The 12,081-nt window shown below is 46.0% G+C and carries 8 protein-coding genes; 6 read left to right on the top strand and 2 right to left on the bottom strand.

The features are described from left to right. The first annotated feature begins 115 nt into the window (after window positions 1-115). The 4 genes from QUB25_RS11300 (at window position 116) to QUB25_RS11285 (ending at window position 2,740) form a co-directional block, all read left to right on the top strand. Window positions 116-1,096, top strand: coding sequence for a hypothetical protein (locus QUB25_RS11300; RefSeq protein WP_333183395.1), 981 nt, complete (start codon window positions 116-118; stop codon window positions 1,094-1,096). Window positions 1,097-1,234: 138 nt separating this feature from the next. Beyond that, on the top strand, window positions 1,235-1,468 hold the full coding sequence (locus QUB25_RS11295; RefSeq protein ID WP_333183394.1) for a hypothetical protein: 234 nt from the start codon (window positions 1,235-1,237) through the stop codon (window positions 1,466-1,468). 184 nt (window positions 1,469-1,652) lie between these two features. Next, a complete protein-coding gene (locus QUB25_RS11290; RefSeq protein WP_333183393.1) occupies window positions 1,653-2,312 on the top strand; it encodes a glutathione S-transferase family protein in 660 nt (219 codons plus the stop codon). Next, window positions 2,312-2,740, top strand: a complete 429-nt coding sequence (locus QUB25_RS11285) for a hypothetical protein (protein ID WP_333183392.1) — start codon at window positions 2,312-2,314, stop codon at window positions 2,738-2,740. The genes QUB25_RS11290 and QUB25_RS11285 overlap by 1 nt, the downstream gene beginning before the upstream one ends. Window positions 2,741-2,999: 259 nt before the next feature. Here the strand turns inward: QUB25_RS11285 and QUB25_RS11280 are convergent, their stop codons facing one another. Continuing rightward, the gene (locus QUB25_RS11280; protein ID WP_333183391.1) at window positions 3,000-3,950 is read right to left on the bottom strand and encodes an SH3 domain-containing protein; all 951 of its coding nucleotides are present in this window, start codon (window positions 3,948-3,950) and stop codon (window positions 3,000-3,002) included. Window positions 3,951-5,122: 1,172 nt separating this feature from the next. Here QUB25_RS11280 and QUB25_RS11275 point away from each other — a divergent pair. After that, the gene (locus tag QUB25_RS11275; RefSeq protein ID WP_333064397.1) at window positions 5,123-6,004 is read left to right on the top strand and encodes a glycerol acyltransferase; all 882 of its coding nucleotides are present in this window, start codon (window positions 5,123-5,125) and stop codon (window positions 6,002-6,004) included. 501 nt (window positions 6,005-6,505) lie between these two features. On the opposite strand, the gene QUB25_RS11270 is transcribed toward QUB25_RS11275, so the two are convergent. Then, window positions 6,506-7,885 (bottom strand): 2-polyprenyl-6-methoxyphenol hydroxylase-like oxidoreductase, encoded by a 1,380-nt coding sequence (locus tag QUB25_RS11270; RefSeq protein ID WP_333183390.1) that lies wholly within the window; start codon window positions 7,883-7,885, stop codon window positions 6,506-6,508. Between the two features lie 399 nt (window positions 7,886-8,284). On the opposite strand from QUB25_RS11270, the gene QUB25_RS11265 reads away from it, so the two are divergent. Then, a complete protein-coding gene (locus QUB25_RS11265; RefSeq protein WP_333183389.1) occupies window positions 8,285-11,383 on the top strand; it encodes an MFS transporter in 3,099 nt (1,032 codons plus the stop codon). The last annotated feature ends 698 nt before the right edge of the window (window positions 11,384-12,081 follow it).

Below are 12,081 nucleotides of genomic sequence, written 5' to 3'. Positions count from 1 at the left end.
AGTTTAATGGGGCGGGCTTTAGGGCCCGCCCTGTTTGTTATATTTGGGAAGTGCTTTGGCGTTGCACAATTATAGTAGGATTAAAAAATTGAGCTAGTTAGCAAGTAGCAGGTAGATGAATACTCTATTTTTAGATTTGGAGTTTGGGCCAATTTATGGTTCTTGTAGAGGAAACTATTTTCCTACAGAAATTGGTGCCGTGATATATGATGTAGAGCGCCATCAGCTTTTATTTGAAAGTAAAAAATTATCCTATGATGTATTCCTTGTTATCAGGAAAAATATTATCAATGACATTGGTAAAACTGTTGGATTTTCGGAAAGAGTGGCAAACCTTAAAAGAGGAGAGTATCAGAAAGTATTCGATCCGAGCTATCGGTTAGAAAAGTCTGATAAAGTTATAGCAAGAAAGCTACGCTCCCAATGCCTAGATGAATTACGCGAATACATTCACAACCTGTTTAAGATACATCAAGTTGACCAGATTGTATTTTTTGGTGGGAGGGAGGATATCAAGATTTTGAAAATGGCAAAAGTCAATATATCGAATATTCAAGTTATTGACATACAACTTGTTATTGAAAAGGAGATAGGCTATCTCTTCTCTCTTGACAAAATATCGTTGATTATCGGATTTTATGCTAAAAATAAATGCTTTGGATCAAAGAATTTTAACTATAAATTGCCATTAAAGTATAAAAATGAGATTAAACCTCATTCAGCATTTGGAGATGCTTGCAGAATTTTCATAGTGTGCAAGGAGTTTTGCGCTGTTAAATCAGAGTTGGTGCAGCAATGTAATATGTACTGCGAAATTAATAAAATCCCTAAAGCGAATGTCAATAGGTTAACAAGCTTAAATGTATTGCAATCCCAACCATCTAGCCAATTGAAAGTAACACTCCTGTTAGAAACCCTCTCTTCAGGAAAGGTTTCTGCTTCTATTTTTGAGTTTCCGCAATGTCGAGTTGAAGCAGCAAGTCGAGAAGAAGCAATTACCAAAATTCAAACCACATTTTTAGAAAGACTTAAGCATATTGAAACTCTTTCCTGGGAAGTCCCGATTCAAGTTTCAGAACCCGCCGGGATGCAATAATTTGCGGGTGTGTTTAAAGAGGAGCCAGATTTTCAGGAAATTATGGACGAGATTCGTGCCGAACGTACCTCTGACGATGACTCTGAAATCGATCCCTCATACTACCTGTAGAGGTGATTTATAGGATAGTAAGCTAACATGAATCTATCATTTAAAGATTTAAGGTTTATTATAGAAGCCATTGAACATCAAATTAATGCCTATCAAGAACGTTTGCAGGTAATTGAAGATGTAGATGAGGATGAGGCTGCCGATATAGGGAATGATATTAAATTTTTAGAGCTTCTCCTTGCAGACATGACGACAAGTTTAGGTCAGAATACTGGACGGGAAAAGATCGCGCTTATGAAGAAGCGCTATGTGAAGCCCTAGAAGTGACTTTTGCAGAGTGGGAAACTAGCGAGGCGATGACGGCGGAGGAAGCCTGTAAACGGATCAGAGTAATTTCAGGTCAAGCTCTCGAATAACTTTGAGAGAAGCCAGCAAAAACTGATCCGCCTAAGTGCATAATCAAAATGTGGCTTTTATTACCTATCAATAACCAGGCACACCATTTATGAAACTTTACCACGCTCCCATTTCCCCCAACTCCCGCCGCGTCTGGACCGCCCTCTTAGAAAAAAAACTCGACTTTGAATTAGTAGAAATCCACTTGGACGGCGATCACTTGCAGCCTGAGTTTGTCGCAATCAATCCTTTTCGCCGCATCCCTGTTTTGGTCGATGATGACTTCACTGTCGTCGAGTCTCTCGCAATTCTTGACTATCTAGAAACGAAGTATCCCGAACCGGCAATGCTGCCAAAAGAACCGAAAGATTTGGCAGTTGTGAGGATGGTAGAATTTGTCACGGTTAACGAACTTATACCGCAACTTTACCCCCTAAGCAGTGAAAAAATGGGGCGGGGAACTCCCCCAGCGCAGGAAATCGAAAAGGCTAAGGAAAAAGTCGATACTGTGCTGAAATTCTTTGAAGGCTTGCTGGACGATCGCCCTTTTTTCGCTAGCAACACTGTTACCTTTGCCGAGTGCGTTGCCGGCACCGTCGTGCCCTTGCTATCTTGGGTTGGTGTGTCCCTAGACAGCTATCCTAAAATTCAAGCTTGGTGCGATCGACTAATGTCGCGTCCCTCATGGCAGCAAACTCAATTCACCGAGGCAGATATGGCGGCTTACGCATCTCGAAGACAAAAATTTCTGGCACAATCTCAAGCCTAATGAACCAATCAATTGTCAAGCGATCGCTCTTTTTCCTAGCTGTTTTCGCCTGCATCCAAATTCCCATCGCAGCAAAGGGGCAGCCCGCCGCCCGATCGAACTACCAAGCAATTAACCCTAAACAGTTCCTTGCCGATCGCAAAATTACCGTCTCCAACCCCAAAGATATCGCAGCAAAACTTTTTAGCAGCGACCGAGAATCTGAAGGCAGAAAAAGCGACCAAATTTCAGTTGAATATCCCACGCGAGAAACAGCCGTAATTCTCCAAACCGTCGTCGGTTTAGCTGACGATTCTGTTGCTGGAATGCGGCACCGCATCGAACTCAGACTCAGGCAAAATAAGTGGGAAATTGTCTGGATTGGCCGACAATCCAAGTGTCAACCAAATCGCGGACACCAAGATTGGGCAAGCGGCCGCTGTCAGTAGAAAGGTTGATCGGCTTTTTGCTTAAATTCATTCATCCCGCGTGCGTTGCGAGGAACCAAGCTAGGACTTGACGCTACTCACGAAAAACACAGGCACAGAAAGATTCGCTACCGCTGCTTCCCGATAGAAATAAGTTATTCATTCGTAAGCCACAGAAGCAGTCTGGGCTCGGCGTTGTTCCCTGCCTGCGCGACAATCTTAAAACTATTTTTGGTGTCGATCGCTCTTTTAGTCAAAAAGAGCGATCGAACTCACAAGTTTACTTGCACATGATCAAATTTCCAGCCGAGATGAATCCGGCCACAGGGGCTGAAATCTCAACCCAATTGCGGTCTTCTCCATTCTTATCTCTCACTAACTGGAAATTCGGCACAAGCGTTACTTGACCGTTAGCCGCTACACCGCCTTTAACCACAGAAGTCTTGGAAGGCTCGGTGCGGATAGCTAGACCCCTCGGGGCTACGCGAGGTTCTACTTGCCGGCACAGACTTACGGGGCCCGTTGCTGGTGCTGGTGCTGGTGCCGGTGCTGGTGCTGGTGCTGGTGCTGGTGCCGGTGCTGGTGCCGGTGCTGGTGCTGGTGCCGGTGCTGGTGCCGGTGCTGGTGCTGGTGCTGGTGCTGGTGCCGGTGCTGGTGCTGGTGCTGGTGCTGGTGCTGGTGCTGGTGCTGGTGCTGGTGCTGGACTTGGACTTGGTGTCGGTGCCGGTGCTGGCGTCGCTGCAGGTGCCGGTGCAGGTGCCGGTGCAGGTGTCGCTGCCGGCCTTGGGGAAGGAGTTTGACTAATTGTGGTGCTGGCTGTCGTGCACGAACCTAAATTAGCCTCGTTGTTGGGATATCCGCTAGCCACATACCCTGTGACGGGAGCGGTAATTTGAATCCAGAGGCGACCGTCGGAGGCTTTAACAGAAGTAGCGCCTTGGGACAGCATTACCTGAGTATTAAGTGGTACCCCGCCAACTCTAGGGGATTTGGGGTCTGGGTTCTGGCGAACGGTCAAACCTTGTTTGGGAGTGACTTGGCGACAAAGGTTGCCAGCCTGGGCTATTTGAAAGGTCGCGCTATCTTCAAAGGAAATATTTTCAACATCTTGACTGACAGTGGATGTTGATGGGGCGGCAACACCGATGGCATTCGCCTGCAAACTTCCGGCTACGATCGCGATCGCGCCCAGCAATGCAGCGGGTTTATTCCAGCAATTCAAGTTTTTCATCCGTTCAAATCCTCACTTAACCACAATCATTATCTTAATTGCAGGTCAATATAGCAAAAAAATCCATTTATCTTCCACAAAAAATCTTTATATAACTTTTTTATGACCGCAAGTCAAGTTTTATTTATATTATTTAATGTTTGGTGAGTTGAGCGAAGACAAATAAAGCTGCTACGCCGATAAATGACTCATTATGGCAGAGCGGGGGAGGGAGAAGGCGAGAGTGTCCGAGTCGGGGAATGGAAGAGCAGCAAAGTCAACAGTCAACAGTTAACAGTTTAAATGCGGGACAGTTTGCTAGGAATCCAAGTCATGTGTTATCCGCCAATATCTTGTCAGGTGTTCGTTAAACCATTTAGCTGTCAGTTGTTGCAGTTGAGTAATATGGGGCTACATTTCAGGTGAATTCTTGGCAGATTCGAGAGCGAGATTGTGCTGTAGATCCTCCCAGATTCTCACTGACAGGCGATTGGCGCGATCGACCCCATCGTCCTAGTGGGCTGGCACAAGTCGCATACAGTTCTTCGATCGCGCTCACATAACTCAACTGTCGATCGTACCTTACTTAAACAGGGCTTAGGCACTCAAGGGCGTTAAATCAAGGGTTTGAGATTGCTTCACTACTTTATCTTCGGACAGAAAATCGTAGTACGTGCGTCCAGGACTATTAAAATTGTGGCAAACAGCGCAAATCGCTAGCATTGACCCGATGGCGGGCGTCAATTTGATAAAATCTTCCAAAACGGAAACTTATCGGCTTGGGGCACAGTTGTGTTTTTGTGGCTAAAGCCGCCCCGCCCTCAGCGACAGTTGCTGTAGCTGAGGGCAAACGGTTTTGTTCCTGTGGAAACAACCAGCACAAAACCTCTGAACAAAAGCAGCCCGCTCAAATCAGAAACCAAATATTTGCGTCCATTCTGATTTAATTATATTGCTATAGCAACCGCACTCGATGTTTATGAAGTTTTCACTTGCTAAAACTAATGCGGTAGATTCCTTCGGAATGGGATCATATTAATGATAGGAAAAATCTTTTTCTCGCATGGCGATGGCGATTAGCGCACGCACAATGAGAGTAAAAGCCCAACTAATCTCCTCCCTTCTTCTTTCTTGCCCAAATAACTAAAGCGTTCTCTCTTCGAGAGTTAAAGCTTTCTTCCTTCTGCTATATAATGACCAAAGCGTTAAATATTTTTGCAGTGACAATAACTACTAACAAAAAAGACGGCAAATCCTCTAACTATCCCTTTGACGGTCTATCTTTAGACGATCGCAATCCCGAATTCATTGAGCTCTGGTTGCCAGTTTGGGAATGGCTGTACCGCTACTATTTTCGCGTACAAAGCGACGGCTGGCACCACGTACCGGCCAGCGGAAAAATGCTCGTGGTTGGTTCTCACAACGGGGGACTCGCCGCTCCAGATATGTTTATGTTCCTATACGAATGGTTCCGCAGGTACGGCACGGAACGCTTGGCATACGGATTGATGCACCCCACGGTATGGAAGGTTTCCCCAGAGATTGCTAGCATGGGGGTTGAGTGTGGTGCCCTCAAGGCACATCCAAAAATGGCGATCGCAGCTTTACGCAAAAATGCTGCAGTTCTCGTCTATCCGGGCGGCGCCCAAGATGTTTTTCGCCCCCACCATTTGCGCGATCGAATCTACTTTGCGGGACGCAAGGGATTTATCAAATTAGCATTGCGAGAAGAAGTGCCAATTTTACCAATTATATCGCACGGTGCCCACGATACTTTGATAGTTTTGGCAGATTTGTACGAACAAGTTAAGCAATTGCATGAATGGGGGATGCCGTGGTTGTTGGGCATCGATCCGGTGGTATTTCCGGTGTATTTGGGATTGCCTTGGGGATTGAGTATTGGGCCTTTGCCAAACCTGCCTTTACCCGTGCAAATTCGGACTCGCGTCTGCGAACCGATTGTATTTGAGAGGTATGGTTCGGAGGCGGCGCGCGATCGCGATTATGTTGATGCTTGTTTCGATCGAGTTACCACCCAAATGCAAGAACAATTAGATTGTTTGGCTGGCAAGTGACAATTGCACAAGTCTACATTATTCTATCCTGCATAAACCGATTTTTTTTACGAGAATATAGCGTGAAGCGCGAGGGCTATGGGTAAAAAAACTGGTTTCTTGAGTCCTGTGGGTAAGTCGTGAGTACAAACATTTTTTGAAATAAATCTAATGATTTATTTCAAAAACCGACAATTGGGGTACTAAATCGGATTTTACCCATCTTAATTACGTGAAATATCCGAAAACGGCAGTCGCAAAAGTCATCCGTTTTATCATCCAGGTTCAAGCGGACATAATATCAGCTTAAATAAATGCAGATGAATAGGACTTCATCTGCGTTTATCTTCCTTCCTCGGGGGGGTAAAAATATAATTTGCCAAAATAACCTGATTCTGTAAGCTAATCCGCATTTAAATTGCATAGTAAAATATTTTTTTTGTTGTGGATAGTAGGGGTTGGGCAGGAAAGCCCGCCCTCAACATACAAATTAAATCCACAACAGCTTATAAACTCTTTATATTAATTTTGCTTCTGCCTTCCAGTGACTAATTGCCCGATCGCCTTAAGCGCAATACTGGGAGAAAAAAGTACAGCCGGCGACTCAATCATGTGTAGAACTTCCAAAAATGCTTGACAAACTTTAGCATCTCCGGTCAGCACTTTTAACACCAGATCCATGTAATCAATTGTCAGCCGCGTAGCGAGGTTTAGTTTTGCACCTTCACTTCCCGGATAGCGAGAATCCTGACTGATGGCAAATATCCACGGAATAGTGTGCAATTTTGCTAGTTTTTGTTGAAATTTTCGGGCAAAGCCTGTTAAATTCCCTTCTGGATACCGCTTTCTTTGCTTTTGCAAACATTCATCTAGCATCTGAGCATCTAGTGCAGCAACCGTCATTCCCTGGCCATAAACTGGGTTGAAAGCGCAAACGGCATGACCGATAATTATTAAGTTTTCAAGATAGCGGGGGAGGCTTTCGTAGTGGTGCCAACGGTTTTCTGTACCTCGATAGCTATAAACTGGAGTGATGGCTTCTGCATCTTTAATCGCATCATAAATTGTCGGGGTTGGCAGACTGCGGGCAAATTCTAGAAAACCTGCTTCGTCGACCGGGGGATAATCGCGATCTGCCCCGGCAAGAATCACCAGCCAGCGATTGCCTTCGATCGGGAAAATTCCACCGCCACGGGTGCGAAATGGCGGTGCGGTTGACACAAATACTGGCGCAGTGTCTGACAATTTACCGCTGCATTTATAGATGCGGCTGGCATAGCCGACAAAAGCATTGATAGCGGTTTCTTGCGGAGGTTCATAGCCCAAACTTTTCAACCATTGAGGTGTTTTGGAAACTTTGCCACTAGCATCGACTACTAAATCTGCATACAAATTCTCTGCATGGATGTTACCAGGGTTGTGGCGATCGCGAAAACGCACCGACACGCCAGCAACTTCCGTGCGCGAGGCATTCGCCAGCAACCCCGTTACGGTGCCTCCTTCGAGGAAATGCACGTTCGTATTTTCAGCCAATCGGCGGCGAATTTGCCAATCCAGTAAATCCCGACTGAACATAATTAAATCATTTAGATCCGGGCTAAATAGCGGGGCCCAACCCGCCGGACTAAACCACCCGATCGACTTCGGATTTAACCTAGGAGCACCAGCAGCTACCAGTTCGCTTTCCAAGCCGGGAAACAACTCTTCTAGGATGATTTTCCCCCGATTTAAAAGGATGTGAAGGTGACGGGATTGAGGAATCCCGGGGCGAGGTGCGGGTTTTTCTGGAAAAAAATCTCGTTCAATAATACTTACTCGGTCGAAGTGTTTTGCTAATACTCTAGATGCCAACAGTCCTGCTAAACTGCCGCCAATAATAATTGCATGACTTTCTCGCTGCACTATCGAATCCCTTCAAAGCTAATTTGCTATGGCATTGGTTGATGAATTGTGAACAATTTGTCTGGGCTTCTGTACCCACTCTTAATATCGATCGACCAAAGATTTTCCTCTGCCATTATTTTAATCCGACTTACCATTACTACCATCTATCTCGGATGCGCCGCAGCGCACCTTACTCATACCTGAGAACTAACAACTTCACAATTGCCAATTTACATAGCACAAATATTCCTAAAGTGACAGCCGGCCACAGACATATTTCTACACTTCCAACTGTAGGGGGATGCTTTAGCTCGTCAATAAGGCGATGCTTGCCATTGGGGGCATGAGTCTAAAACTATACATTAGTTAACTTGCGCCAATGAGCGCGCGCACCCACTCCTTAACGAGGAATATACTATGTATCAAAATTTGCCAATAAATCCACAACTGTATAACATCGGGTTCTGGCTGGCCCAAGTGCCAGTAGAGCAGACTACTACAAACACAGCAGAAGACGCAGCACTCCTCTATTCCGGGCCGCAATTTTTTATCGCCTTGATAGCTGGAGTGGTGCTCGCCTGCGCTTTCCAACTATTGCTAACAAATTTATCAGTAGCAGCCGGCCTTTCGTACATGGGACAATCCCACGACGACGGCCACCACTCGGATAGCGGCAGCTCCCCAGTCCGCCACATCGGCAGAAAAGTAGGCACTTGGACGCTGATTACCGTCACCGTCGCTTTATTCTTTGCTTGCTTGCTAGCAGTTAAGCTCAGCTTGATTAGCAGTCCCGGTTTAGGTGCGATCGTCGGTTTAGTCGTGTGGGCAACCTATTTCTCAATGCTTGTTTGGGTGAGTTCCACCACCGTCGGTTCTTTGATCGGTTCCGTCGTCAACACCGCCACATCAGGCTTTCAAGCCATTGTCGGCACCGCAGCCTCGGCTATCGGCGCCAAAGCAGCCAGCAACCAAGTAGTCGCCACCGCGAAAGCAGCAGCAGCAGCAGTGGGCCATGAACTGGGTAGCGCGATCGACCCCACAAGCTTGCGCGAAAACGTCGAAGACTACATCCAAAGCCTCAAACCGCCAGAATTAGACATCAAAGGGATGCGTAGCGAGTTTGAAAAATTGCTTAACGATCCGCAACTAAAAACCATTGCAGCCGAAAATTTGCCGAATCTCGATCGCCAAACTCTCGTAGATTTAGTAAGTTCGCGATCGGACTTATCAAAACGCGACGTAAACCGGATTGTAGACCAACTTCAAGATGCTTGGAAACAAGTAGGAAAACAAGGGCAGCAATCAGACGGCATCGCCCAATTAGTAGACTATCTCAAATCTGCCAAATCAGGCGATTTGGTCTCAGATAAATTGGCAAGTAGGGTAGAAAAAGCTCTCAGCAATCTGAGCGGTCAAAACTCTGGACAAAGCCCGACCATGATGTCCCAAGCAACGACAATGGCAGTCAATGCTTTAATGGGAATAGTCTTGGGTCGCACGGATATTTCTGACTTGGATCTTGAAAAAGTAGTCGGTCAGCTCAAAGAAGCTAAAGACAAAGTTACCCAGCAAACTGATAAAATTACCGCTCAAGTCAAAGGCGAACCCGTAACTTACAGCCCAATTCGTGCCGACGTAGAAAACTACCTACTCAACACTTATTCGTGGCAGATGAACCCCCAAGCCATCGAGCGCGAATTTCGGGACGTTCTCTACGATCCTACAGCCGATCCGGGAACTGTGCGCCGCGAATTAGAAAAACTAAAACAGTCTAATTTTGCCGAAATCCTGGCGAGTAGAGGTGTTTTTACCCAAGACAAAATTAAAGAAATTTCCCAGGAATTAGAAGCAATTAGACAGCGCGTTTTACAAACCGTGATCTTTGCCGAGGAACAAGAAAAATCTCGCGATTTGCAGTGGCGGGTAGAAACTTATTTGAAGCTGACGCCGAAAGAAGAACTGACAGCAGCAGGTATCGGGAGCGATTTCAAAAAAATATTAGAGGATTCCGATGCTAGTTACGAACAGTTGCGCGCTCGGCTTTCTCCTTACACCCGCGACAGTTTTGTGCAAATTCTCCGAGGTCGCGAAAACTTCGGATTCCAGGAAGTAGAACAGATTGTTCAAGAGTTGGAAAGGACGCGAGATGTAGTTTTAGCAGATGCTAAAGGTCTGCAAGAAGCAGCGCAAGTCCGACTAGACAACCAGTGGCAAAGAGTACAAGAATACTTGAAGTCTACGGGCAAAGAAGAACTCAATCCCGAAGGCATCAAGCGCGATTTGAAAACGCTGCTTGATAACCCAGAAGCGGGAATGTGGGCCCTGAGAGCTAGAGCTTCTAGGTTCGATCGCCAAACGTTGGTAAAATTGCTATCTCAGCGGAAAGACCTCAGCGAAGACCAGGTAAATCAGCTTCTCGACAGCACCGAAGAAACTTGGCACGGCGTGCTGCATGCGCCGCAAAAGTTGGCCGAAAAAGCTAAGGATCAGTACGACCAAACCACCACCGCCCTTGCAGATTACCTCCGCAATACTGGCAAATCAGAACTCAATCCTGAAGGGATTAAGCGGGATTTGACAAAACTGCTGGAAAATCCCAAAGAAGGAGCTTTAGCACTGCGTGGCCGCCTGTCTCAAGTCGATCGCGATACTTTGGTAAAACTGCTTTCTCAGAGACAAGATTTGAGCGAGGAACAAGTCAATCAAATTATCGACCAAGTGCAGGAAACTCTTGGATCGATTGTGAAAGCGCCGCGCCGTTTGGCAAAACGGGTGCAAAGCCAAGTGCACGATTTTCAGAGTGTTTTAGAAGATTATTTGCGTAATACTGGCAAGGATGAATTAAATCCAGAAGCCATCAAGCGCGACTTGCAACTGCTGCTGCATGACCCGAAAGTCGGCGCTTACAGTTTGGGCGAGCGCTTGTCGCACATCGATCGAGCTACAGTTGTTTCTCTGCTGTCTCAGCGACCGGATATTTCTGAAGCAGAAGCCAATCGCATTGTCGATGGAATTTTGTCGGTGCGCGATGAGTTCGCAATGCAAATTCAGAAAATACAGGAGGGTATTCAGTCGGTAATTGACGGGATTCTCGGAAAAATTCGGGATTACCTCAATTCGCTCGATCGCCCTGAACTCAACTATGAAGGAATTACGCGGGACGTGCGGAAGTTATTTGACGATCCGCAAGCCGGATTTGACGCTTTGCGCGATCGGCTTGGTCATTTCAACCGCGATACTTTAGTAGCATTAATGAGTTCTCGCGAGGACATTTCCGAAGCAGATGCCAACCGCTTGATCGACCAAATTGAAAGAAGCCGCAACACAGTATTGCAAAGAGCAGAACGCTTGCAGCAAGAGGCGCAGCTTCGCCTCGAAAGCATCAAACTGCAAGCCGAAAAACAAGCCGAAGAAACCCGCAAAGCAGCAGAAGTTGCCTCTTGGTGGCTGTTTTTCACGGCTCTTTCCTCGGCCGCTGCTGCGGCAGGCGCCGGTGCTTTAGCCGTCATCCGATAAAAAAGACTTTAGTTGCGATCGGATTGCCGATAGTGCCTGATATGAGTTTCTACTGATATCAGGCACTAATGTTAGTAAAGGATTTGAGCGGGGAGTGGGGATGGGTTTTTATTAATTTGTTGGTACTGTTGAATAATGTTAGTGGTAAACCCGTTCCTACCAGTTTGTTGAGGATTGTGGAAACTGTGAATTTATAAATCTTAATTAGCAGTTTTGATTAATTCAAAATAGAAAAGTAAAAAACTGATTTTTTTGATTGTTGTATATTTTATTTTCGGATGTAAATGAAAAGTCGCCGGATATTCCTTGCCTCTGCTATCACAATTGTTGAACGCCGTTCAAGCTTCTAGGCTGGATAGGCTTTTAAGCTTATTGCACTACTCCTGCAAGGATTGCTATAAAACGACAAAAATCAAAACAGCTATTGAAATGAGATCCTTTTGGCAGGGAAAACTCGACCTACCAGTCCGCTGTCGGCTCAATATTTTTTAGGTACAATAATAGTTAGGGTTCTCAACCCAGCACGCCTGTTATACCAACCCCCCGCCGCCCTGGCTGCGTCAGTATCAAACGCGAACTGTTGTGAGTTCGATCGGCGGTTTATTTTGAAGAGGCCGATCGTCAGGTTATAACTTGTAGGTAATAGGTTGTGCATAATAGGGAACTAAAGCTGTGAAAATACTACACTGACTGTGGGG

It is taken from the genome of Microcoleus sp. B3-D7 (assembly GCF_036705305.1).
GTDB lineage: Bacteria > Cyanobacteriota > Cyanobacteriia > Cyanobacteriales > Microcoleaceae > Microcoleus.
The sequence above is the reverse complement of the archived record's forward strand: the minus strand, read 5'-3'. Positions and strand labels throughout refer to the sequence as shown.